At 69.0% G+C, this 24,154-nt stretch carries 20 protein-coding genes and 1 riboswitch; of the genes, 17 read left to right on the top strand and 3 right to left on the bottom strand.

The features are described 5' to 3' along the window. Nucleotides 1-84 precede the first annotated feature (84 nt). The 7 genes from ftsZ to AORI_RS69015 all read left to right on the top strand — a co-directional run bounded on the left by ftsZ (nucleotide 85) and on the right by AORI_RS69015 (nucleotide 5,533). On the top strand, nucleotides 85-1,407 hold the full coding sequence (ftsZ, locus tag AORI_RS69045; RefSeq protein ID WP_016335933.1) for a cell division protein FtsZ: 1,323 nt from the start codon (nucleotides 85-87) through the stop codon (nucleotides 1,405-1,407). A 74-nt stretch (nucleotides 1,408-1,481) separates the two neighbouring features. Further along, on the top strand, nucleotides 1,482-2,189 hold the full coding sequence (gene pgeF / locus AORI_RS69040; protein WP_016335932.1) for a peptidoglycan editing factor PgeF: 708 nt from the start codon (nucleotides 1,482-1,484) through the stop codon (nucleotides 2,187-2,189). Then, a complete protein-coding gene (locus tag AORI_RS69035) occupies nucleotides 2,186-2,917 on the top strand; it encodes a YggS family pyridoxal phosphate-dependent enzyme (RefSeq protein WP_016335931.1) in 732 nt (243 codons plus the stop codon). Before pgeF ends, AORI_RS69035 begins: the two co-directional genes overlap by 4 nt. An 81-nt stretch (nucleotides 2,918-2,998) precedes the next feature. After that, a complete protein-coding gene (locus tag AORI_RS69030; RefSeq protein ID WP_016335930.1) occupies nucleotides 2,999-3,598 on the top strand; it encodes a cell division protein SepF in 600 nt (199 codons plus the stop codon). 114 nt (nucleotides 3,599-3,712) lie between these two features. Then, a complete protein-coding gene (locus AORI_RS69025; RefSeq protein WP_005155180.1) occupies nucleotides 3,713-3,988 on the top strand; it encodes a YggT family protein in 276 nt (91 codons plus the stop codon). A 54-nt stretch (nucleotides 3,989-4,042) separates the two neighbouring features. Then, nucleotides 4,043-4,903 carry a DivIVA-like cell division protein Wag31 gene (wag31, locus tag AORI_RS69020; protein WP_016335929.1) on the top strand — a complete coding sequence of 287 codons (861 nt, stop codon included), beginning with the start codon at nucleotides 4,043-4,045 and terminating at the stop codon, nucleotides 4,901-4,903. Nucleotides 4,904-4,981: 78 nt separating this feature from the next. Continuing rightward, nucleotides 4,982-5,533 carry a hypothetical protein gene (locus AORI_RS69015; protein WP_016335928.1) on the top strand — a complete coding sequence of 184 codons (552 nt, stop codon included), beginning with the start codon at nucleotides 4,982-4,984 and terminating at the stop codon, nucleotides 5,531-5,533. On the opposite strand, the gene AORI_RS69010 is transcribed toward AORI_RS69015, so the two are convergent. Then, nucleotides 5,530-7,338, bottom strand: a complete 1,809-nt coding sequence (locus AORI_RS69010) for an FUSC family protein (protein WP_016335927.1) — start codon at nucleotides 7,336-7,338, stop codon at nucleotides 5,530-5,532. The two genes, AORI_RS69015 and AORI_RS69010, sit on opposite strands and share 4 nt — an antisense overlap. A gap of 247 nt (nucleotides 7,339-7,585) precedes the next feature. Between AORI_RS69010 and AORI_RS69005 the strand changes: the two genes are divergently transcribed. Next, nucleotides 7,586-8,842: an HNH endonuclease signature motif containing protein gene (locus AORI_RS69005; protein WP_043848269.1), complete on the top strand. Its 1,257-nt coding sequence runs from the start codon at nucleotides 7,586-7,588 to the stop codon at nucleotides 8,840-8,842. Between the two features lie 72 nt (nucleotides 8,843-8,914). Here the strand turns inward: AORI_RS69005 and AORI_RS69000 are convergent, their stop codons facing one another. Then, nucleotides 8,915-10,549 (bottom strand): hypothetical protein, encoded by a 1,635-nt coding sequence (locus tag AORI_RS69000; RefSeq protein WP_016335925.1) that lies wholly within the window; start codon nucleotides 10,547-10,549, stop codon nucleotides 8,915-8,917. Nucleotides 10,550-10,889: 340 nt separating this feature from the next. Here AORI_RS69000 and ileS point away from each other — a divergent pair, with 340 nt between their 5' ends. From ileS to AORI_RS68955, 9 genes are all read left to right on the top strand, one after another. Further along, nucleotides 10,890-14,051, top strand: coding sequence for an isoleucine--tRNA ligase (ileS, locus tag AORI_RS68995; RefSeq protein WP_016335924.1), 3,162 nt, complete (start codon nucleotides 10,890-10,892; stop codon nucleotides 14,049-14,051). A 220-nt stretch (nucleotides 14,052-14,271) separates the two neighbouring features. Further along, complete coding sequence (locus AORI_RS68990; RefSeq protein ID WP_016335923.1) at nucleotides 14,272-15,873, top strand: penicillin-binding transpeptidase domain-containing protein; 1,602 nt, start codon at nucleotides 14,272-14,274, stop codon at nucleotides 15,871-15,873. A 43-nt stretch (nucleotides 15,874-15,916) separates the two neighbouring features. Then, complete coding sequence (locus tag AORI_RS68985; RefSeq protein ID WP_016335922.1) at nucleotides 15,917-16,600, top strand: ArsR/SmtB family transcription factor; 684 nt, start codon at nucleotides 15,917-15,919, stop codon at nucleotides 16,598-16,600. Nucleotides 16,601-16,712: 112 nt separating this feature from the next. Continuing rightward, the gene (locus tag AORI_RS68980; protein WP_016335921.1) at nucleotides 16,713-18,191 is read left to right on the top strand and encodes a potassium/proton antiporter; all 1,479 of its coding nucleotides are present in this window, start codon (nucleotides 16,713-16,715) and stop codon (nucleotides 18,189-18,191) included. 131 nt (nucleotides 18,192-18,322) lie between these two features. Then, nucleotides 18,323-19,006 (top strand): M23 family metallopeptidase, encoded by a 684-nt coding sequence (locus AORI_RS68975; protein WP_016335920.1) that lies wholly within the window; start codon nucleotides 18,323-18,325, stop codon nucleotides 19,004-19,006. 128 nt (nucleotides 19,007-19,134) lie between these two features. Further along, a riboswitch (SAM riboswitch) is annotated at nucleotides 19,135-19,249 on the top strand. 32 nt (nucleotides 19,250-19,281) lie between these two features. Next, a complete protein-coding gene (locus AORI_RS68970; RefSeq protein WP_016335919.1) occupies nucleotides 19,282-20,625 on the top strand; it encodes an aminotransferase class V-fold PLP-dependent enzyme in 1,344 nt (447 codons plus the stop codon). Between the two features lie 19 nt (nucleotides 20,626-20,644). Further along, nucleotides 20,645-21,253, top strand: coding sequence for a hypothetical protein (locus AORI_RS83055; RefSeq protein ID WP_016335918.1), 609 nt, complete (start codon nucleotides 20,645-20,647; stop codon nucleotides 21,251-21,253). Nucleotides 21,254-21,277: 24 nt separating this feature from the next. Continuing rightward, nucleotides 21,278-21,841 (top strand): signal peptidase II, encoded by a 564-nt coding sequence (gene lspA / locus AORI_RS68960; RefSeq protein ID WP_016335917.1) that lies wholly within the window; start codon nucleotides 21,278-21,280, stop codon nucleotides 21,839-21,841. After that, nucleotides 21,838-22,764, top strand: a complete 927-nt coding sequence (locus AORI_RS68955) for an RluA family pseudouridine synthase (RefSeq protein WP_016335916.1) — start codon at nucleotides 21,838-21,840, stop codon at nucleotides 22,762-22,764. The genes lspA and AORI_RS68955 overlap by 4 nt, the downstream gene beginning before the upstream one ends. A 390-nt stretch (nucleotides 22,765-23,154) precedes the next feature. Here the strand turns inward: AORI_RS68955 and AORI_RS68950 are convergent, their stop codons facing one another. Then, nucleotides 23,155-24,141 (bottom strand): AsnC family protein, encoded by a 987-nt coding sequence (locus tag AORI_RS68950; RefSeq protein WP_016335915.1) that lies wholly within the window; start codon nucleotides 24,139-24,141, stop codon nucleotides 23,155-23,157. Between the last annotated feature and the right edge of the window lie 13 nt (nucleotides 24,142-24,154).

Raw genomic sequence — 24,154 nt, 5'->3', positions numbered from 1 at the left:
AATCTGAACTTCAGCTCGAGGGTTCGGCACAGGCTCAGCGACCGGCGGGCAGCACGGGCACACACGATCAGGAAGGCGGCCCCGATGACGCCCCCGCACAACTACCTTGCGGTGATCAAGGTCGTCGGTATCGGCGGCGGCGGCGTGAACGCCGTGAACCGCATGATCGAGGTCGGCCTCAAGGGCGTCGAGTTCATCGCGGTGAACACCGACGCGCAGGCACTGCTCATGTCCGACGCCGACGTCAAGCTCGACATCGGCCGGGAACTGACCCGCGGCCTCGGCGCCGGCGCCGCCCCCGAGGTGGGGCAGAAGGCCGCCGAGGACCACCGCGAAGAGATCGAAGAGGTCATCAAGGGCGCCGACATGGTGTTCGTGACCGCGGGCGAGGGCGGTGGCACCGGTACCGGTGGCGCGCCGGTCGTCGCCCAGATCGCCCGCAAGCTCGGCGCGCTGACCATCGGCGTCGTCACCCGCCCGTTCACCTTCGAGGGCAAGCGCCGCAGCAAGCAGGCCGAAGAGGGCATCCAGCAGCTGCGCAACGAATGCGACACGCTCATCGTGATCCCGAACGACCGGCTGCTGCAGCTGGGCGACATCGGCGTCTCGCTGATGGACGCCTTCCGCTCGGCGGACGAGGTGCTGCTGTCCGGTGTCCAGGGCATCACCGACCTGATCACCACGCCGGGACTGATCAACCTGGACTTCGCCGACGTCAAGAGCGTCATGTCCGGCGCGGGTTCCGCGCTGATGGGCATCGGCTCGGCGCGCGGCGAGGGCCGGGCGATCCAGGCGGCGGAGAAGGCGATCAACTCGCCGCTGCTGGAAGCATCGATGGACGGGGCACACGGCGCGCTGCTGTCGATCGCGGGCGGGTCGGATCTCGGCCTGTTCGAGATCAACGAAGCCGCGTCGCTGGTGCAGGAGTCCGCGCACCCCGACGCCAACATCATCTTCGGGACGATCATCGACGACTCTCTCGGCGACGAGGTCCGGGTCACCGTGATCGCGGCCGGGTTCGACGCCGGCACCCCGACCCACAAGAAGCTCGACCCGCCCGCGTTCGGCTCCCGCACGAACTCGACCGCGTCAGCGCAGGCAGGCCAGGTCAACGCCGGCGGGGCGACCCCGGTGCAGAGCCCGCCCTCGGGTGCCACTCCGGTGCCGTCGACCGGGTCGAACGGCTATCCGGTCGCGCCGCCGCGCACCCACACGCCGATGCCGTCCGCCCGCAACGAGGGCAACGGTTCGCTGAGCGGCGGGCTCCCGCAGCCCGGCGGCGGTTCGCGCGGCTACTCGCCGATCGGGTCGAACACGAACCACGGCAGCCTGCCCGGCCGTGCCACCCCGGTGCACGACGACCCGTCGGACGACGAGGTCGACGTGCCGCCGTTCATGCGCCGGTAGTTCGCCAGTACGTTCCGTGAAGGCCTCCTTGACTACAGTCGAGGGGGCCTTCACTCAGGTCTAGGAGGAAAAGCGTGCGGGTACGGCGGGTCGTCACGACAAGGGCGGGCGGGGCTTCCCGCGCGCCTTACGACACCTTCAACCTCGGTGATCACGTCGGCGACGACGCGGGCGACGTCTACGCCAACCGCAAGCGCCTCGCCACCGAACTCGGCCTCGCCGAGGACAGGCTGGCGTGGATGGAGCAGGTCCACGGCCGGACCGCGACCATCGTGGACGGTTCGGAGACCTCCGCCGCCGAAGCGACCGACGCGCTCGTGACGGCCGAGCCCGGCCTCGCGCTCGTGGTGCTCGTCGCCGACTGCGTACCTCTTCTGCTGGCCGACGCGGAAGCCGGTGTCGTCGCCGCCGTCCACGCGGGCCGCGTCGGCGCCAGGGTCGGCGTCGTCCCCGCCGCGGTCGAGGCGATGCGTTCGCTCGGCGCCGAACCGGCCAGGACCGAAGCGCTGCTCGGTCCCGCGATCTGCGGCGACTGCTACGAAGTCCCCGCCGACATGGCCGCCGACGTCGAAAAGCACGTGCCGGGCAGTGCCTGCAAAACCCGCAAGGGCACGCCGGGGCTCGACCTGCGTGCGGGTCTTTGGCGGCAACTGGCCGACCTCGGCGTCGGCAAGATCGGCGTCGATCCGCGCTGCACCAACGAAGACAAGACCCTCTTCAGCTTCCGTCGCGACGGCACCACAGGCCGGATCGCGGGCATCACGTGGCTGGACGCGTCGTGAGTGACACCCGCAAGGGGGAACTCGCCGCCTCCCTCGCCGAAGTGGAAGAGCGGATCGCGGCCGCGTGCAAGGCCGCCGGCCGGGCACGCGACGAGGTCAAGCTGCTCGCGGTCACCAAGACCTTCCCGGCGCTCGACGCCGCGCTGCTCGCCGACCTCGGCGCGCTCGACCTCGCCGAGAACCGCGATCAGGAAGCGGGCGCGAAGGCCGAAGAGGTCGCCGGTCTGCGGCCGGACGCCCGGATCCGCTGGCATATGGTCGGCAGCCTGCAGCGGAACAAGGCCAAATCCGTCGTGCGCTGGGCCGACGAGGTCCAGTCCGTCGACTCCGAACGGCTGGCCGAGGCGCTCGCGAAGGCGACCAAGTCGGCCCTCGAATCCGGGCAACGCGAGCACCCGCTGGACGTCCTCATTCAAGTAAGTCTCGATGACGATCCGAAGCGCGGGGGCATTCGGTTGAGCGAAGTGAGCCATTTGGCGGAGCGGATAGCCCATGTGGGTGATATTCGCCTCCGAGGGCTTATGGCGGTCGCCCCGCTGGGTACTGATCCCGCGGAGGCGTTCGGGAAACTCGCCCGAGCGTCGGAGCGTCTACGGGAAGAACACCCAAATGCCCGTGAGATCTCCGCCGGAATGAGCAATGATCTCGAGCAGGCGATCGCGCACGGGTCGACCTGTGTGCGTGTCGGAACCGCGTTGCTCGGTGGACGCGGTTTAGCCTCGCCTTAGGGAATACCGTCCCGTCGTTACGGGGAGTGGCGGCGAGGGCGGGGGAGTACGTGCGGGACGCGGCTAAGGCTAGGGAGAGGCATGAGCGCGCTGCAGAAGCTGAAGGCCTACTTCGGGATGGTGCCCGCGGACGAAGACGGCTATGACGTCGAGGATGACTACCGGCGAGGCTACGCCGACGACGAGTACGACTACGACGACGAGCCGCCGGCCCGGTCACGGGGTGGACGTTACCGGGACGAAGTTGACACTTATGACGAGCCCGCACCCCGGCCTCGGTCACGCTCCGTGGCCAGCCCGGAGCCTGCCGTCCACGGAGCGCTGGCGATGGACCGTCAGCCGGAGCCGGTCGCGCGGCTGCGGCCGGTCACCGAGCCGGTCCGTCCGGCGGTGCGTGACCCGTTGAGCCGGATCACGACGCTGCACCCGACGAGCTACGCGGAAGCGCGCGCGATCGGGGAGCACTACCGGGAGGGCATCCCGGTGATCATGAACCTCACGGAGATGGAGAACGCGGACGCGAAGCGTCTCGTCGACTTCGCCGCGGGGCTCGCTTTCGCGTTGCGCGGATCGATGGACAAGGTCACCAACAAGGTGTTCCTTCTCTCACCGCCCGATGTGGATGTCACCGCGGAGGACCGTCGGCGGATTGCCGAAGGCGGATTATTCCTGCGCGGCTGATCACCCGGTGACCGCTGAGCGCAGCCGGATGTGATTTTGTCGACTCATCGGCATCCGTGGCCCGTCAACTGCGTCTTTTGACGCGAGGCATGGCAGAGTGGTTACGTGAATGCTGTGTTGCTGGTCGTCTGGTACGTGCTGTTCGCCTTCTGGCTCCTGCTGACGGCACGGATCGTCGTCGAGCTCGTGCGTGCTTTCGCTCGCGAGTGGCGTCCTGCCGGAGGGGTTGCGGTAACGCTCGAGACCATCTACACAGTGACCGACCCACCGGTTCGTCTGTTCAGACGAATCATCCCGACCGTACGAATCGGCGGCGTCGGACTGGACTTATCGATTATGGTGCTGCTGTTGGTTGTGTTCTTCGCGATGCAGCTGGCAACGCCAGGGTGATTTTCGGGGAAGCCCCGGTGGACCTGCAGGCCATGGAGTGCGTGAGGTGATCTGATGTCGTTGACCCCCGCTGACGTGCATAACGTCGCGTTCAGCAAGCCGCCCATTGGCAAAAGGGGCTACAACGAGGACGAGGTGGACGCGTTCCTCGACCTGGTGGAGACCGAGCTTGCCCGGTTGATCGAGGACAACAACGAGCTGCGGCAGCAGGTCGAGCAGCTCGACAACGAGCTCGAGACCACGCGTGGTGAGCTCGAAAACGCCAAGGCCGGCGCCGTCGGCCCGCCGCCGCAGGTACGCGACGAGCCGTCGCGCCGCCTGGCGCCGGTGCCGCCGCCGCAGTCGGCGATGGAGCAGACCCAGGCCCACTCGATGGTGCCGGACAACGGGGAGCCCAACGTCCAGGCCGCGAAGGTGCTCGGGCTGGCGCAGGAAATGGCCGACCGGCTCACCGCCGAGGCCAAGACCGAGTCGGACGGCATGCTCGCCGAAGCCCGGACCAAGTCCGAGCAGCTGCTGTCGGACGCGCGGTCCAAGTCGGACTCGATGGTGAACGAGGCGCGCACGCGTGCCGAGACGATGCTGAACGACGCGCGGACCCGTGCCGAGACCTTGGAGCGCCAGGCGCGCGACAAGGCGACGACCATGGAGCGCGAGGCTCAGCGCAAGTACACCGAGACCATGAACAACATGAACGCGGAGAAGGGCTCGCTGGGCAAGAAGATCGAAGAGCTGCGCACGATCGAGCGGGAGTACCGCACGAGGCTGCGCGGGTTCCTCGAGTCCCAGCTGCGTGAGCTCGACGACCGTGGTTCGGCCGCTCCCGCATCGGCGTCCTCGTCGACCTCGGGGCAGTCGTCGTCCTCCGGTAGCGGACAGGGTTACTCGTTCGGCCCCCGGGCCGAAGCGGGCTGATTTCTACCCACTGGAACGGCCTCGGCACTCTCCGGAGGGTCGGGGCCGTTCCGCTGTGCGCTCGTGTTGTAATTCACCGTGCTCTTCATCGTCCTGGTACTGGTACTGGCGGCTCTGGGGCTGCTCGTCGCGGCGCTCATCACCGCGAACTCCCTGTGGGCTTGGATCTCCATCGGCCTCTCCGTCGTCGCGGGGTTGCTGCTCCTCTTCGACTGGCTGCGCCGCCGGAAGAAGCGCGCGGCCGCGGCTCCCGCGGAGGAGGAAGACCCGGCCGAAGAGGATGAGCCCGCCGAGGATGAGGAAAAGACACCCGAGGACGTCGAGCAGACCGTCTTGATGCCCGCCGCGGGTGAACTCGGTGACGCGGAAGACACCCCGGAGCCTCAGCAAAGCGGCGACCCCGGCGAGGAGAAGAGCGACCCCGCGGATGTGGCGGTCGTCTCCGAACTCGAGGTCGAGGTCGTCGTCGTCGACGAGTACCCGCGCTATCACGTGACTTCGTGCGAGTGGCTCGAAACCAGGGACACCATCCCGCTCGGCATCGGTGAGGCGCGGCAGCTCGGGTTCACCCCGTGCGCGCTGTGCACACCCGACGCCGAGATCGCCGGGAATCACCGCGAGAAGGCTTAGAGCTTCAGCGCCGCTTCGCCGACCGCCACGACGTCGGCGGCGATCGTGTCGAGCACCAGGCGCTGTTCCTCGTCCGCGTCCCGCGGCACGGTGATCTCCGCGGTTTCTTCGGTACCGAGTGTGCGCGCCGCCTCGTCGACGGCATTCGCCGCTTCGGCCGATCCGGGCCGCAGCAGGAGCGATGACGCCGTGACGGACAGGCCGCGCAACGCTTCGGCGGCCTTCTCCAGCGCGTCCTGTTGACCGGGCGCGGGTTGCTTCGTGCCCGGCTCCGCCGCGAGCAGACCGTGATGGGCGATGGTGGCGGCACGGAACTCGCGGCCGAGCGTCCGCGGGTCGACGTCCTCCCCGCGTAGTTTCCGCGCCACCGAACCGAGCAGCTCCCGGGTGGCGCAGACGGCGTTCTCGAACCGTTCCCCCGGGCCGGGTTTCGGCACCCCGGGGATCGCGGCGAAACCGAACAGCAGCGCGATGGCGCCGGCGAGGACCATCAGGAGCAGGTACTCGACGAGCACGTAACGCGGGTCGAGATGCCGGGTGGTCGCGTTCATGCCGACCGACATCAGGACCATGCAGCCGTTGAACACCGCCGGCCGCGTCTGCATGAACGAGAACCCGCCGAGGAGCGCGACGAGCCCGATTGGCAGCAGAAACCCTTGCGGCAGAAGCCAAAGGACGAGACTGAGCACGACGGCGCCGCCGAGCGAGCCGCCGATCCGCTGCCAGGCCTTGCCGAGGCTGTCCCGCCATTCCGGTTGCAGGATGGCGAACGTGCCGAGCAGGAACGACACGGTGAGCGGGTCACCGGGCCGGAAACTCGCGACCACCAGCGCCAGCCCGACGCCGAGCCCGCAGCGGAGCGCGTGCCGGAACTGCGCCGACTGCCAGGAAAACGCGCCACTCAGCTCGATCCGGCGCAGTTCCTTGCGCAGTCCCTTCGGAACGTCCACACGAGACTCGTCGCGTTCGGTCGCCGCGGTCCGGATGGTTTCGAGCGCCTCCCAGAGCGCGGTGACGAGCCTCGCCGTGGCGCCGGGCAACCCGCCGGGCTCGTTGCGCCGCACCGGTTCGACGTCGTTCGGCGCGGTGGGACTTCGGACGGCTTCGGCCAGTCTCGCGGCTTCTTCCTTGGCGGCGTCGAGTGTTTCGCCGATTTCCTTGCTGTCCAGCCGTTTCCGGCGGATCTCCAGCAACCCCGTGGCCGCGCGATACCGGAACAGGCCGCCGAGGACCCCGCCGGTCCAGCGACGGGGCCGGTCCGCGAGCCAAAGCCTCGCCGCACGCACTTGGGTTTCGGAAGTATCCGTCGAGAGCGCGTCGGCCAGCGCGTCACGGGTCGGCTTGGCGGGATCCTTCGCGCCCATCAGCACCCGCAACAGGATCACGACCCCCACCGCGAGCGCGGGCGCCCCCAGGATCTGCCCCGCCGACGCCGTGCCCGTCAACTGGAAGCCGTACCCGAACAGCGACGCCATCCCGAGTCCCAGTCCGACGGTCACGAACCGAGGCCCGAGCACCGGCAGCAGGCCGGCCACGACCACGATCGCCACCAGCAGCCCGATCGCCGCCCACTGCGACACCGCGCCCAGCAACCGCGGCACCCCGACCGCGAGGATCAGCGCGGGCGCGAACCACGCCAGCAACCGCAGATCCGCCCACAGCGGCCCGCCGACCGCCGCGATGAGACAGAAGAGCGCCGTGAGGGCGGCCAGGACGGCCGCGTTGCCCAGTCCCAAGAGGAACCCGAGCCCGCTGACGCCACCGAGGACGACCAGCAGGACGATGAGGAGTCCGGGCCCTTTCATCGGGCCCCGCAGATCGGCATACCGTCAACCTAGATGCGGTGGCGGGGACGGCAACTCGGGGGCTGCGTGGTGGGCCGGCGTTGGCCGCGCTCGTGACCTGAATTCGGCCTAGTGCTTAAGGCGCCTTCGTGTCCTTAAGGTGCTTCGCCGCTTTAAGACTTACTTCGCTGTCGCCATTTTTCGGCAATTCTCTTCGTTGGTCTGTTTGGGCTAGCGCATGCGTTCGGTTCAGGCTAGCTTCGGTGTCGTGGCCAGCAACGATGCACCTCCGAGGACGTCCACCGAGTGGTGGCGCGTCGACACCGCGACGCTGCACGCCCGCAAACAAGAACTCGAAGTTCTTAAACGCCAGTTGGATGCCGAGCAGAACGCCATCCTCGCGGAGATCAATTCTCGCGGGATCCGTGGCTGCAGTGGTCATTCAACGCTGGCGGGGTTGATTTTCGAGGATTTCCTGGTGTCGGACAAGGAAGCCGGTGCCCGCGCCGATCGGGTGCTGGCTCTGCATCCCGGCCCCTCGATCGGTGGGGACCCCGAGCCGCCGTTGGCGCCGTTGACGGCCGAGGCTGCTGCGGAGGGTGCGATCGGTGGTGGCCAGATCGACGCGATTATCAAGACTCTCGCCAGGATTCCGTCGAGTGTCCCGGACGCGGATGTGCGGGCCGGGGAGAAAATCCTCGTCGAACTGGCCAGACATGCGGGGCCACGCCAGATCGCCCGCGCCGGCCGCCGCCTGCTCGACGAACTCGACCCCGACGGCAAAGAACCCCGCAACGACGACCCCAAAGACACCCGCCCCGAACTACGGTTCGTTAAGCACCGCGACGGCACCCTGGGCCTCAAAGCGCGACTCGACCTGGAAACCTACGCCCGCTTGAAGTCCGACCTGGATCCGATGGCCAAACCGCACAAGGCCATCGACGGCATTCGGGACTCCCGCACCCAGGACGAACGCTATGGCGATGCCTTCACCGACTACGTCCGGTTGAAGACCACCAGCCGCAACCTCCCCGGCCAAGCCGGGGAAGCGACCCACATCCTCATCACCATGTCCTACGACGACCTGATCCGGGACATCGGCGAAGCCCACCTCGACCTCGTCGGCCCGATCAGCGCCACCGACGCGAGGATCCTCGCCTGCGACGCCCGCGTCAGACCCGGCGTCCTCGGCACCGCAGGCGAACCACTCGACATCGGCCGGTCCAAACGCACCGTGTCGTTGGCCCAGAAGTACGCGCTCACCCTTCGAGATGGTGGCTGCGCGTTCCCGGGCTGCGACATGCCCGTACCCCGTTGTACGGCTCACCACATTGTTTTCTGGCGGCATCACGGCGAAACGAAGATCGACAACCTCGTACTCCTGTGCACCAGACACCATCGGCTGATCCACCGCAGCGAATGGAAAGTCCAGATCGCCCAAGACGGACTCCCCGAATTCACCCCACCCACCTACCTCGACCCCACCAGCACGCCAAGGAGGAACACCATGCACCTCAGGACATAGGCCGTTTCGTGACTGTATAACGACCTACACGGCTGCGCTCAGGGCCGTCGGCTCGGCGATCGGGGCGTGCTCTTAGGCGCGCAAAAGGTAAGCCCGATTCCGCAATGCCCTTGCCCGCGCCGTGGGAGTCAGCCGGACGGCCTCTTCCGCGGCATCGGCGGCGTCCTCGAAACGCTCCATCGTCAAGAAGAGCTCCGCGAGATCGGCGCGGGTCCAGCCGAGCGCGTCGGTGTTCTCGGCGGACTCGAAGCTTTCGGCGGCCATGAGCAGCCGGAAAACCGCCTCGTCGAGATCGCCGAACGACTGCGAGAGCTTTCCGTGGGTGTACAGCACCTCGGCCTGCACCTCGGGGTTCCCGCCGACGGGGTCGGGCTTGTCGATCAGGTCGAGAGCGGCCTTCGGATCGCCTGTGAACGCCAGGATCCACACCGCCATCAGCCGTGCGCGGGCGGCGTTCGTGTAGTCCGACTTCGCCAGGAAGAGGTCGATGGCATCCCGCGCGAACGTCAAGGCTCGCAAAGGGTCCTCTTCCAGAGACGGCGCAGCGCCCCAGAACGCGCGCGCCCCGGGATCACGGTCGGTGGCTCCGGCACGTTCGCGGGAACCGGCGAGGCGGCGCGCGAGCAGTTCACCTTCGGGGTTCGGCAGGAGCTCGTCGAACCGTTCCCACATGACGGCGGCGAACTCAGGATCGTCTTCGTTGCGTTCGGCCAGGGAAGCCAGTTCCTCCACGGTCGTCGGATAGATCACGAGGCGCGACCCCATTTGCTTGGTACGGGGCAGCAACGCCGAACCCAGGTCCACTGCGACCGGGGCCGGATCCTCGGCGAGCGACGCCCGGATCCGCTCGCTTTGCACGGGGTTGCCGTTGCGGGCGTCGAACCGGGCGGCGATCTCCAGCGTGAGGGACGCGTGGGAGTCCGTCACCAAGGCCGCCGCGGCGTGGAACTCCATCGTCGCGAAGGGCGTCGATCGCCACCCGCCGTGCCGGGCGACCAGTTTCCGGGCGGCGGCGTGATTCCCCGTGTGCGCGCAGAACTCGACGTGCCGGGCCAGCGAGCCGAACTCCGCCGGTTCGGTCCAGAAGGCCGAATAGGATGCCCGGAACGCTTCCACCGCGTCGTCGAGCCGCCCGGCTCGGGCGTACGGGAGCATCAGTGCCGCGAGCATCGCGTGCGGCTGGCGGGAGCAGCGGTCGTCGTCGGAGAAGAGCTCGACGGCGTCGTCGAAGCGGCCGATCCGGAGCAGGTGGTCGATCCTCAAGCCGGTGTCGCACTGGCCGCACCGCGAGCTTTCCGCAGGAGCTTCGTACCCGACGTCCGCATCGGTGCCGAGATGCGACGCGATGATCAGGCGGTTGTCGGGCATCGGGCCGAAGAGCCGTTCCCCTTCGTCGAGCGCGGCGAGGGTGTCCGCGAGCGGAACGCGCGGGTCTTCGGTGAACGCCTCGGCGAGGTGGTCGAACACCGGCCTGAGGTCGGGGTCGCCGGAGTCCAGGCACAGGGAGAGGGGCTCGAACGCCTTCGCGGGCTCGCCGCCGAGCAGGTAAGCGGTGGTGAGCCGGACGCGCGCCTCGTTCCGATGCGCGATCAAGCCGAGCGCGTCCACGCGACGAGTCACCTTCTCGAGCGCGGCGATCTGCCCCGGGCCTTCCCGCATCCGGTCGGTGACGCGGATCTGGCGCCAGAGCTGTTCTTCGGTGTCCATCACCCTCCTCGGGCGGGAGCCTAATCACGGCCGCCGGCCGCCGCCTCCGGGTTTCCGCACACCCCGGACAACCCGGTTGCCCTCGCGCGCTACCCTTGACTCAACTGGCACCGATCCGGCCATCACCGGGGAGCCTCCGGAAGAACAGGGCCCGCGCCCTCAGTAGAACCGGACGGGTACGGCCCGTCACAGCCGTCGAATGAGCGGCCCAGCCGGAAACACCGACCGGCCGGGCAAGCGGGGTGGTACCGCGGAACGCGCCGGAAACGGCCGTCTCGTCCCCGTGTGGGTGGAAGCCCGTACACGAGACGAGCAGTGTCGGATCTGAGGAGCACCGAAGATGTATCCCAAGGCACAGGTGGACGGCGAGACCGGCGTCCCGTCCCAGCCTTCGTTCCCCGAGTCGGAAAAGCGCGTCCTCGCGTACTGGGAAGCCGATCGGACCTTCCAGGCGTCGATCGACGCCCGCGACCCCGGCGTCAACGGTTCGAACGAGTACGTCTTCTACGACGGCCCGCCGTTCGCCAACGGTCTCCCGCACTACGGTCACCTGCTCACCGGGTACGTGAAGGACCTGGTGCCGCGTTACCAGACCATGAAGGGCAAGCGCGTCGAGCGCCGCTTCGGCTGGGACACCCACGGCCTGCCCGCCGAACTCGAGGCCATGCGCCAGCTCGGGATCACCGAGAAATCCGAGATCGACGCGATGGGCATCGACGTCTTCAACGACGCCTGCCGCGAGTCCGTGCTGCGCTACACCGGCGAATGGCAGGACTACGTCACCCGTCAGGCCCGCTGGGTCGACTTCGACAACGACTACAAGACGCTCGACCTGTCCTACATGGAGTCGGTCATCTGGGCGTTCAAGCAGCTGTGGGACAAGGGCCTGGTCTACGAGGGCTACCGCGTCCTGCCCTACTGCTGGCGCGACGAGACCCCGCTGTCCAACCACGAGCTGCGCATGGACGACGACGTCTACGCCAGCCGCCAGGACCCGGCCGTCACGGTCGGTTTCCGCTTGGAGGGCAACGACAACGAGCTCGACGGCACGTACCTGCTGATCTGGACCACGACCCCGTGGACGCTGCCGTCCAACCTGGCGACCGCGGTGCACCCGGACGTGCGGTACGTCGTGGTGGAAAGCGACGGCAAGCGGTTCCTGCTCGCCGAAGCGCGCGTCGCCGCGTACGCCCGCGAACTCGGTGAGGAGCCGACGGTCGTCGGGCACTACACCGGTACCGAGCTGCTCGGAACCCGTTATGCCCCACCGTTCCCATACTTCGCCGGGCACGAGAACGCGCACCGCGTGCTGTCCGCGGACTACGTCACCACCGAGGACGGCACCGGTGTCGTCCACATCGCGCCCGCCTACGGTGAAGAGGACAAGGTCGTCACCGACGCGGCGGGCATCGTCCCGGTCACCCCGGTGGACGCGCAGGGCAAGTTCGACGCGACCGTCTCGGATTACGAGGGCCAGCAGGTCTTCGACGCCAACCCGAACATCATCAAGGACCTCAAGAACGGCACCGGTTCGGCCGGCCGTCAGGGCGCGGTCCTGCTGCGTCACGAGACCTACGAGCACCCGTACCCGCACTGCTGGCGCTGCCGGAACCCGCTGATCTACCGCGCCGTCTCGTCGTGGTTCGTCGCGGTGACCGAGATCAAGGACCGGATGGTCGAGCTGAACCAGCAGATCACCTGGTACCCGGAGAACGTCAAGGACGGCCAGTTCGGCAAATGGCTGGAGAACGCCCGCGACTGGTCGGTCTCCCGCAACCGGTACTTCGGCACGCCGATCCCGGTGTGGCAGTCGGACGACCCGGCGTACCCGCGCACGGACGTGTACGGCTCGCTCGACGAGATCGAGCGCGATTTCGGCGTGCGGCTGGAGAACCTGCACCGGCCGTTCATCGACGACCTGACCCGGCCCAACCCGGACGACCCGACCGGGAAGTCCACCATGCGCCGGATCGAGGACGTGCTGGACGTCTGGTTCGACTCGGGCTCGATGCCGTACGCGCAGGTGCACTATCCGTTCGAGAACACCGAGTGGTTCGAGCACCACTACCCGGGCGACTTCATCGTCGAGTACATCGGGCAGACGCGCGGCTGGTTCTACGTCCTGCACGTGCTGGCGACCGCGCTGTTCGACCGGCCGGCGTTCCGCACCTGCATCTCGCACGGCATCGTGCTCGGCTCGGACGGCCAGAAGATGTCCAAGTCGCTGCGCAACTATCCGGACGTCAACGAGGTCTTCGACCGTGACGGCTCCGACGCGATGCGCTGGTACCTGATGGCGAGCCCGATCCTGCGTGGCGGGAACCTGGTCGTCACCGACAAGGGCATCCGCGACGCCGTCCGCCAGGCCGTGCTGCCGCTGTGGAACTCGTACTACTTCCTCGCGCTCTACGCGAACGCCGAGGGCGTGGAAGGCCAGTGGCGCACGGATTCGAAGCACATCCTCGACCGGTATGTGCTGGCGAAGACGCACGAACTGGTGACCGACGTCGAGCACGCGCTCGACACCTATGACGTCGCCGGTGCCTGCTCGACCGTCCGCGACTTCCTCGAGGTGCTGACGAACTGGTACGTGCGCCGCTCACGTGACCGGTTCTGGGCGGGCGAGCAGGACGCGATCGACACCCTGCACACCGTGCTGGAGGTGACCTCGCGGGTGGTGGCGCCGCTGCTGCCGCTGACCACGGAGGTCGTCTGGCGCGGCCTGACCGGCGGCCGTTCGGTGCACCTGACCGACTGGCCGAACGCGCTCGACCTGCCCGCCGACGCGGCGCTGGTGACGGCGATGGACCGGGTGCGCCAGGTGGCGTCTTCGGCGCTGTCGCTGCGGAAGTCGAACAAGCTGCGCGTGCGGCTGCCGCTGGCCAAGCTGGTCGTCGCCGCGCACGAGGCCGACTCGCTGCGCGACTTCACCGACATCCTGCGCGACGAGGTCAACGTCAAATCCGTCGAGCTGACCACGGACGTCGCCGCGCACGGCGGGTTCGAGGTCGCGGTGAACGCCCGTGCGGCCGGACCGCGGCTGGGCAAGGACGTCCAGACGGTGATCAAGGCCGTCAAGGCCGGTGAGTGGACGACGTCCGAGAGCGGCGCCGTCGTGGCGGCTGGGATCGAACTCGTCGAAGGCGAGTACGACCGGCGTCTGGTCGCCAAGGGCGGCGGCGCGGCCGCGGAACTGCCGGGCGGTGCCGGGCTGGTGCTGCTCGACACCGAGGTGACCGACGAACTGGCGGCCGAGGGCCTGGCCCGTGACCTGGTCCGGGTCGTGCAGCAGGCCCGCCGCGACGCCGGGCTCGACGTCGCCGACCGCATCGCGCTGACGGTCGACGCGCCGGAAGACGTGGTCACGGCCGCGAAGACGCACGAGGAGTTCATCGCTTCGGAGACGTTGGCGACTTCGGTGGCGTACGGCACCGTCGCCGACGGCTCGGCCGGGACGGTCGGGGAGGGCACCAAGGTGACCGTGGCGGTCACCAAGGCCTGACCCTGCGCTGGCTAGGAATGTCATGAAAGGGTCGTTCAGGACAGAAAATGTCCTGAACGACCCTTTCATGACATCCAGAGCGGGTTACCGATCACCGGGATCACGAAACGGATTCGGAACAGCCGCTTTCCCGCCCTAAACGCGCCTTGCGCGGGGGAAATCGGCAGGCTGGCGCCCGGGGGCGCGCGAGGGGCGCGCCGCACTGGGGGAGAGCGAATCCATGAGTCCTGCCCGGAAAAGAGGGATCCTGATCGGCGCCGCGCTGGCGGTGGTCGCCATCGTGGTGGCCGCGGTGGTGCTGCTGGTCAGGGAGGACCGGGCGCCGGCGGCTTCCGGCGGTGGCCAGGGCGACGCCACCGAGAGCGCGCAGGAGAGCCCGGCGCAGGTCGCAGGCCGATTCCTGCGGCTGTTCGACACCGGTGACCTGACCACCGCCCCGGTCGACGATCCGGCGGCGGCCACGACCGCCCTGTCCGGAACGCGCACGGCGCTCAACGGGGCGTCGGTCAAGACGTCGCTCGGCGAGGTCCCGACGACACCGGGCAACGCGACCACGACGTCGGCCACCTTCCACGTCGCGTGGACCTTCGCGGGCAACAGCGCCTGGAAGTACGAGGGCAAGCTTGAGCTGGTGCGCAACGCCGGGAAGTGGGTGGTCCGCTGGGCGATGTCGGTGATCCACCCGAAGCTCGAAGCGGGCCAGCGGCTTTCGCTCGCCCCCGTCGCGGCCAAGCCGATCGTGGCCGACCGCGACGGCAAGGCACTCGTCGGCGGTGACGCGACGGGCGTCGCGCCGATCCTGCAGGGAGCGTTGTCCAAGGTCGCCTCGGGGGAGAACAGCGGCACCGGAGCGACCGTCACCGTGTCCCGTGTCGACGTCTCCGGCAAACCGGTCGAGACGCTCTTCGGACAGGCGGCCGAGACGGACAAGCCGCTGGTTTCGACCTTGAGCGTGGCGTCCCAGAACGCCGCCCAGAAGGCCGTCGACGGCTTCGCGGGACCGGCGATCATCGTCGCGATGAAGACCTCGGGCGAGCTGCTGGCGGTCGCGCAGAACGGTGCCGCCGGGAACCAGCCGAAGGCGCTCAACGGCCTGTACTCGCCGGGTTCGGCCTTCAAGATCGCCACGGCGACCGCGGCGCTGCAGCAGGGCGGGGTATCCGCCGACTCGCCGTTGCCCTGCCCGGGCAGCGAGCAGATCGGGACCCGCACGCTCAAGAACGACAACGGGTTCGACCTGGGGACCGTCTCGCTGAAGACGGCGTTCGCCGCGTCGTGCAACACGACCTTCGGGCGGCTCGCCGGGCAACTGCCCGCGGACGGCCTCGCGAAGGCCGCGAGCCAGCTCGGCCTCAACGCCGACTTCGAGATCCCCGGACTGGCGACGGAGGCCGGGAAGGTGGAGCCGTCGGGCAGCGGTGACGAGCAGGTCGAGGCCGGGATCGGCCAGGGCAGGGTGCAGGTCAGCCCACTGGGCGCGGCGCTCATGGCCGCGACGGTCGCGACCGGGAAGCCGGTCGTGCCGAAGCTGTGGCAGGGGCTGGAGACCAAGGTCAACGCCGGGTACCAGGCTCCGCCTGCCGGGGTGCTGAACCAGGTCCGCGCGATGATGCGCGAGGTCTGCACGACGGGGACCGCGAAAGCGTTGAAGGGCAGCGGAGCCGTCTTCGGCAAGACCGGTACGGCGCAGTTCGGCTCGGGCGCCGACGCCAACGGCTGGTTCGTCGGCTATCGCGGCGACGTCGCTTTCGCCGTCATGCTCGAAGGTTCCAACGACTCCAAACCCGCGGTCCAGCTGGCGGCGAAGTTCCTGGCGGGCTGACGCTTCGGCCGCCGCCGAACCATGCGTCTTCTACGGTGAGGGCATGGAAACGATCGCACTGGCCGAGGTCGCGGCCGTGCTCGCCGATCCGAGCCGCGCGTCGATGTGCCTCGCGCTGCTCGACGGGCGCGCCTGGACGGTGACCGAGCTGGCGGGTGCGGCCGAGGTGGCCGCGTCGACGGCGAGCGAGCACGTGACGAAGCTGACCGACGCCGGGTTCGTCGTGCGCGTCAAGCAGGGGAGGCACAGTTACGTCCGGATAGCCGACCCCCGGGTGGCGGAGCTGATCGAGCATTTGGCACAGCACGCCGAGCATCGGCCGGTGAAGGGACTGCGGTCTTCGGTGCGGGTGAAGCGGCTGGAGTTCGCCAGGACCTGCTACGACCACCTCGCCGGGACGGTCGGGGTCGCGCTACGGGACGGGATGCTCACCACCGGGCTGATCGACGACGCCGGCGGATTGACGCTGACCGGCCGAGGACGCGAAGTGCTCGACGCGCTCGGGGTGGAGATCGACGACGGCCGCCGTCCGATGCTGCGTGACTGTCTGGATTGGACAGTGCGCCGTGATCATCTGGCGGGCCGGGTCGCCGCGGCGTTACTGTCTCACGGAGTGAGCGCCGGCTGGTTGTCCCGTGAGGGCAACCGCGCGGTGAAAGTCCTGCCCGCGGCGGAAGAACCGTTCGCCGAACTCGGTGTCGACCTGGTGGCCCTGCGCAGTCCCTAATGGACAGTCTGTAACACAGGTTATCCGGACGCTTTTCGGCCGGTACACGAACGTGTGACGATCACCGCCTCACTATTCTGGAGCCCTCACGGCGACCGGAACGGGAGGCGACATGGAGCAGCTCCCGCTCATCCTCGGTACCGGTGGCGCGGTGCTTCTCGTCGCCGTGATCGCCGTCCGGGTGTCGATCCGGGTCGGCCTTCCTTCGCTGCTGCTGTACCTGGGGATGGGGGTCCTGCTCGGCGAAGCCGGGTTCGGCATCCAGTACGACAACCCCGAGCTCACCCAGTCGCTCGGCCTCGCCGCGCTGGTGATGATCCTGTCCGAAGGTGGCCTCACCACCCGGTGGACGGCCGTGAAACCCTCGCTGGGCATCGGAATCGCACTGTCCACAGTGGCCGTCGCGGTGAGCATCGCGGTCACCGGCGCGGCGTTGCACTGGCTGCTGGGCCTGGACTGGCGGATGGCGTTGCTGTGGGGCGCGGTACTCGCCTCCACCGACGCCGCCGCGGTCTTCTCCGTGCTGAGATCGGCGGGGATCGGGAAGCGGCTCGTGGGCGCGCTGGAGATCGAGTCCGGCATCAACGACGCCCCGGCCTACATCGCGGTCGTCGTCCTCGCCGAGGGGGCGACCATCGACTGGTCGCTGCCGCTGCTGGTGGTCTACGAACTCGCCGCCGGCCTGGTGATCGGCCTGGCCTTCGGCTGGGGCGGCGCGTTCGCGCTGCGCCGGGCGGCGCTTCCCGCCACCGGCCTGTACCCGCTGGCCACGGTCGCGGTGTGCGTCGTGGCGTACTCGAGCGGGCAGCTCGCCCACGCGTCGGGACTGCTCGCCACCTACGTCGCCGCCTTGGTGCTGGGGAACTCGAAGCTGCCGCACCGATCGGACACGCTCTCCTTCGCCGAAGGGCTCGGCTGGCTCGCGCAGATCGGCCTGTTCGTGCTGCTCGGCCTGTTCGCCTCGCCGAGCAGGATCTTCGAAAGCCTGGTCCAGGGCCTGGTCGCGGGCGCGGTCGTGTTGCTGCTGGCCCGCCCGCTGTCGGTGTTCCTGTCGGCGCTGCCGTTCAAGATCCCCTGGCGGGAACAGGTGTTCCTGTCCTGGGCCGGGCTGCGCGGAGCGGTCCCGATCGTGCTCGCGCTGATCCCGCTGTCGTCCGGGGTGCCCGGCGCGCAGGAGCTGGTCGACGCGGTGTTCGTGCTGGTCATCGTGCTGACGCTGCTCCAGGGGGCGACGCTGACCCCGCTCGCGCGAGCGCTCGGGCTGGCCCAGCACGCCGAGGCGCACGAGATCGACGTCGACTCCGCGCCGCTCGACGAGATGGGCGCGGAACTCCTGCAGGTCCGGATCAACACCGGATCGAAGATGCACGGCGTCTACCTGGCCGAGCTGCGGCTGCCGGTGGGGGCGACGATCAGCCTCCTCGTCCGCGACGGCACCGGCTTCACGCCGAACAAGAACACGCGGCTTCAGGAACGCGACCAGTTACTCGTCGTGACCACCGCCGAGGTCCGTGACGCGGCCGAACGACGCCTGCGGGCGGTCGACCGCGCCGGCCGCCTGGCCAGGTGGAAGGGCGAATCCGGCCAGTAGATCACGAACCGGCACCAGCTGTTCGTCGGTTGATCTCAGAAAATTCTTCCCTTTTGTACTCCCTTTGGATTACTTTCCCCGCAATCGACTCCATCGAATGGGTGAGTGTCACGGGGTAAGGAGTACGCAAGGTGACGAAACTTCCTGCGCGGTTCGCCGGTCTGGGGGTTACCGCGACCCTCGTCGGGGTGGTTCTCGCGGCCCCGACGGCGACAGCGGCCGGCGCCTTTCCCGCGTTCGGGCTGCCCTTCGACACGGGCCAATCCGTCTACTCGGCAGGCATTCACTCGGACAACGGGAACTCCGGCGTGAAGAACGCCATCGACTTCAGCCCCGGCGACAAGACCGTTCGCGCCCCGCTGGCGGGCACCGTCCGGATCCAGCACTGCTCCGGTGGCGACTGGGTGACCGTCGACCATGACGGCGGCTGGCGCACCGGGTACTACCACATGGAGAACATTTCGGTCACCGACGGCCAGAAGGTCGCCCCGGGCGACGCCCTCGGCCGGACCGGCAACGCGCTGCCCTGCGGTGGCAGCAGCACCGGCGCCCACGTGCACTTCACCTTGTGGACCCTGCCCACGGTCGCCGCCCAGGGCGGCGACTCGCGCGACTTCGGGGTCGGCGCGGGCAACTGGGACGGCAAGTCCTACGACGAGGTCTCGACCAAGGTCGCCGAGGCTTACGGCGAAGCGGTCGACGGCAAGACCTTCGGCGGCTGGCAGTTCACCGCGGGCGCCGATCAGTACTCGGGTACCGCGACCGAACTCTCCTCCCGCGCGACCATCGGGCTGCCCGGCCGATTCCGGGTCTGACCTGCCGTTGCCCGGCGCGGCGCGGCGCCGGGCAACGGTGTTTCCCGCTCACCGGGCACGTGAGCGGCGTCTCAAGATGCGGACGAGGGCTGGCTCGATCGGCCGCTCATCCGCTAACTTCGTCCGTAGGTCACGAGTGTCAGCGTCAAGCCCCGGCTAGCTGACCGGCAACCCTCCTTCCGCGGTGGGGTGCCCCGGGTGAGGACCTGGCTCGTCGCGCGGTGCGACGGGCAAGCGCGGGATCCTCGTCGGGTCCCCTGGCCCGGAGGATGACGATGACCCTCGCTCTCGAACGCACCAGCACCCCTGCTGAAACCGTTGCCACGCACGAAATCCCGGCGGTCGCCTGCGCCGATCTGCGGGTTCCGCTGGTCACCGGCGGCGACATCGGCTACGCCAACCTCGATCACGCGGCGAGTGCCCCGTGTCTGGACAAGGTGCGCGCCGCGGTCGACGAGTTCCTGCCCTGGTACGCCAGCGTGCACCGCGGCGCGGGGTTCGCCTCGCAGGTCTCCACCAAGCTCTACGAGCGCACACGCGGAATCCTGCGGGACTTCGTCGACGCGCGATCGACCGACACCGTCGTGTTCACCCGCAACACCACCGATTCCTTCAACCTTCTGGCGCGCAGCCTGCCGAAGCACACGTCGGTCGTGGTGTTCGACACCGAGCACCACGCCGCGCTGCTGCCGTGGAAGGGCCCGAACGTCCGCCGGATCGAGACGCCGCGCACCCGCCTCGCCGCGGTGTCTGCTGTGGACGAAGCGCTCGCGGACTGCCCGCAGGGACCGCGGCTGGTGGTGCTCACCGGCGCGTCCAACGTGACCGGGGAACTGTTGCCGGTCAAGGAGATCGCGGCCGTCGCGCGGCGGCACGGCGCCCGCATCGCGCTCGACGCGGCCCAGCTCGCGCCGCACCGGAAGATCTCGGTGCGCGAACTCGACGTTGACTACGTCGCGCTGTCGGGCCACAAGCTGTACGCGCCTTTCGGTGCCGGCGCGCTGATCGGCCGCGCGGACTGGCTGCGCGCGGCCCAGCCGTACCTCGCCGGCGGCGGCGCGACGAAGCTCGTCAGCCGTGAATCCGTGGTCTGGAATTCCGGACCTGAGCGGCACGAAGCCGGTTCGCCCAACACTGTCGGCGTCTACGCGCTCGGGGTCGCCTGCGAGACCCTGGCCGCGAACTGGGACGGCATCGTCGCCCACGAAGAGGAACTGCTCGCGCGGCTGCGTCGCGGCCTCGCCGCCATTCCCGGCTTCGCCGAATTGCGGCTGTTCGACGCTCCGGTCGACCGCGTCGGCACGCTCAGCTTCGTCGTCGACGGATTCGAACCCGGCTGGCTCGCCGCGGTCCTGTCCGCGGAGTACGGCATCGGCGTGCGGGACGGCGCGTTCTGCGCGCACGTGGCGACCAAACGGCTGATCGCCGTCGCCGGTTCGTCGGGGCAGCAGGCCGTGCGCGTGAGCCTCGGCCTCGGCAGCACCACCGAGCACGTGGACCGGATCGTCCTGGCGCTGCGCCAGATCGTCGCCCGCGGCGCGCGCTGGCAGTACGAGAAGCCGGAAGGCCGCTGGGTGCCGGAAAACGATCCGCGGGAGCTTCCCCCGTTCTGCGCCTGAGCCACTACCCTCACCCCGCATGGGGAACGAACGACCGCGTTACTGGTTCCCGCTGGCGTTACTGGGATTCGCCCAGCTGCTGGTGGTGGCCTTTTCGCTGGGCGGGATCCGGTCCGGGGGTTGGTTCGCCTACGCGCCCGCGACGGGCGATGGGCAGTTCCTGACCCAGAATCTGTACGCGGTCGGGGACGGCGGGGTCTTCGGTTCGGTGAATTCGGTGTCGTTCTCCGGTCTCGGCCGGAACGACGGCTGGCTGTTCGCCGTGTTCGCGGTCTACCTCGGCACGGTGCTCTTCTACGCCCTTCGGACGAAGACCATGCGGTGGTGGAAGGTCGCCGCGATCGCGCTCGGCGGCCTGGTCGCCATCGCACTGGCCGACCTGGTCGGCTACTGGGAGTTCGACCTCGGCGGGGACACCCGGAGCGCGATCCTGCTGACGATCGGCCTGCTCCTGCTCGCCTGGCTGGACCGCAGCGTGCTGGTGCTGGCCGTGGCCGCGGCGTTCGTGCTCTGCGCGGTCGTGCCCGCACGAGGACAGCTCGCGCTGGTGCTGTCCTCGCTGGTCGCGCTCGCCGGGGCGTTCGCGGCCCTGCTGAGCAGGCCGAAGGCGGCCGCCGAGGAGGCCTGAACACGCTCAGTGGACAATGGGGGAGTGAGTACAGAGCCCGAAACGGCGCCACCGTCGCCGCCGCTGCCCAAGAAGCGCGTCGCCGTGGTGTTCGCCGTCGCCGCGGTGCTGTGGGGGATCGACCTCCTCACCAAGCAGATCGCCGTGTCCACGCTGGAGGGCAAGCAGCCGGTCGAGTTCCTCGGCGGGCTCGTGTACTTCCAGCTGGTGCGCAACCCCGGTGCCGCCTTCTCGATGGCGACCGGGCTGACCTGGGTGCTCGCGCTGGTCGCGATCGCCGTCGTGATCGCCATCGTCTGGCTGTCCCGGCGGCTGCGCTCGGTCGGCTGGGCGATCGGCCTCGGCCTCGTGCTGGCCGGCGCGCTCGGCAACCTGACCGACCGGATCTTCCGCGCCCCCGGCCCGCTGCAGGGGCACGTGGTCGACATGATCTCCGCCTTCGCGCCGAACGGGCAGGGCTGGGCGATCTTCAACGTCGCCGACTCCGCGATCTGCGTCGGCGGCGTGCTCATCGTGATTCTTTCCTTGCTGGGCAAGGACTACGACGGAACATCCACAAAGGACAAGAAGAAGGCGGCGACCGAATGAGCGCGCGCATGCTGCCCGTCCCCGACGGGCTCGACGGAATGCGCGTCGACGCGGGGCTGGCGAAGCTGCTGGGACTTTCCCGCACCGTCGTGGCGGAACTGGCCGAATCCGGTGAGGTCTTCCTCGACGGCAGGCCCGCCGGGAAGTCGGACCGGCTGACCGCCGGCGGGCTGCTCGAAGTGACGCTGCCCGATCCGGCGTCGGCCGTCGAGGTCGTCGCGGAGCCCGTCGAGGGGATGAAGATCCTGCACGACGATGACGACATCGTGGTGATCTCGAAGCCGGTCGGCGTCGCCGTGCACCCGAGCCCAGGCTGGACCGGGCCGACCGTCGTCGGCGGGCTCGCCGCCGCCGGGCTGCGCATCGCGACCTCGGGCGCGGCCGAACGCCAGGGTGTCGTGCACCGGCTGGACGCCGGCACCACCGGCGTGATGGTCGTGGCGAAGAGCGAGCACGCGTACACCGTGCTGAAGCGGGCGTTCAAGGAACGCACCGTCGACAAGGGCTACCACGCCATCGTCCAGGGCCACCCGGACCCGACGCGCGGCACCATCGACGCGCCGATCGACCGGCACCCCCGGCACGACTACAAGTTCGCCGTCGTCCAGGGCGGACGGCCGAGCGTCACGCACTACGAGGTCGTCGAGGCCTTCCGCGCCGCTTCGCTGGCGCAGATCAAGCTGGAGACCGGCCGCACGCACCAGATCCGCGTGCACTTCTCGGCGCTCAAGCACCCGTGCGTCGGTGACCTGACCTACGGCGCCGACCCCGTGCTGGCGCGCAAGCTCGGGCTTTCGCGGCAGTGGCTGCACGCGAAGACGCTCGCCTTCGCGCACCCGGCCGACGGGCGCTGGGTCGAGTTCGAGTCGGAGTACCCGGACGACCTGGCGAACGCGCTGCGGATCCTGCAGGACGAGAACTAGCCGCTTGCCGCATTTAGTCCTCTGAATGCGGCCGGGGTACGTGAAGGACCCCTTCATTGCGTCTAGCGCAGTGAAGGGGTCCTTCACGTACTTGAGGGGGTGCTTGGATGTCATGAAAGGGTCGTTCAGGACGAAATATGTCCTGAACGACCCTTTCATGACATCCGGGGGAGTCGCGAAGGCCTAGTTCCCTCGGCTGAGCCGCGTGAAGGGGTCCTTCACGCGCAACCGTTGTGGCGTGTGGGTCTTCCGTGACCGTTGAGGCGATCGGCGGGCCGTGAAGGCCTCCTTCACAACCCTGAGGGTAGGAAAGGAGGCCTTCACTACCGTTGCCTCATTGCGTCCTGAAGAGCCGCATTTAGTCCTCTGAATGCGGAGACAGAGGGCGCGTCAGTCCTCGATCGACCAGGTCAGCGTGCGCTCGTCCGGTTCCGGCCGCGGTGACCAGCGCACGGCGACCACGCGGGTGGCGTCCGGCAGCACGTAGACGGTGTGCCCGCCGAGGGTCTCACCGGGCCGCACGCCGATCTTGTGCGGCGGCCGCGACGTCAGCGAGACCGGAGCTTTCGCGATCGGCTTGCCGTCCGCGGTGAGCAGTTCGAGGTAGTTGTCCGGAAGCGACACGAACGGGATGTTCCCGCGGTTGGTGATCTCGGTGTGCACCACGACCGACCGTTCCCCGGCCTCCAGCGAGTAGCCCGCCGCGCTGAACAGGTAGTCCGCCGGGTCCTGGACCTCGAGCAACTGGACGGTGAGCTGTTCGCCCTCCAGGCCCTGGGTCTCCATCACGTCGCCGGTCCGGCCCTTCTTGCCCTCCGGGGCGGCTTGCGGAGTGACCTGCTGCTCGTCGCCGCGCGCCCAGGACGCGGTCTGGGGGACGCCCCAGGTGCTCATCACCGGGTCGGCGGGCGCCATCGGCGGCGGGGCGAACTGCTGCTGCGGCGGGGCAGGCGGACGCGGCGGGGGCTGCGGCGGCGCCATCGGCTGGCGCACCGGGGCCGACGGCGGACCCGGGTAGCGGCCCGAAGGCGTGCCGTGCACGTTGTACGCGCCCGAAGGCGTCCCCTGGACGTTGTACGGCCCCGAGGGCGTGCCCTGGATGTTGTGCGGCCCGGAGTGTCCCGGGGGACGCTGAGGTTGTTGCGGGGGCTGTTGGGCCCAGGAGGGCGGGGCGCTCGAGATCGCGGCCCGCAGCCCGTTCGGGTCGCTCTCCACGCCCACGAGCAGCGGCAACCCGCTGCCCGAGAGGGCGACCAGGCGGTACGCGACCTCGCGCGGATCCATCCCGACCTTCGCCGCGAGTTCGTGTACGGCCGCCTTGCCCAGGTCCGCGAGGGCGGCGAGCAGGCGGATGTCCACGGGATCGGTCACGGCCACGTCGGGGAACGCT

The organism is Amycolatopsis keratiniphila (genome assembly GCF_000400635.2).
In the GTDB taxonomy this organism is placed as follows: Bacteria; Actinomycetota; Actinomycetes; order Mycobacteriales; family Pseudonocardiaceae; genus Amycolatopsis; species Amycolatopsis keratiniphila.
Note: the sequence above shows the minus strand (reverse complement) of the source record. Positions and strands in the feature narration are given on the sequence as shown.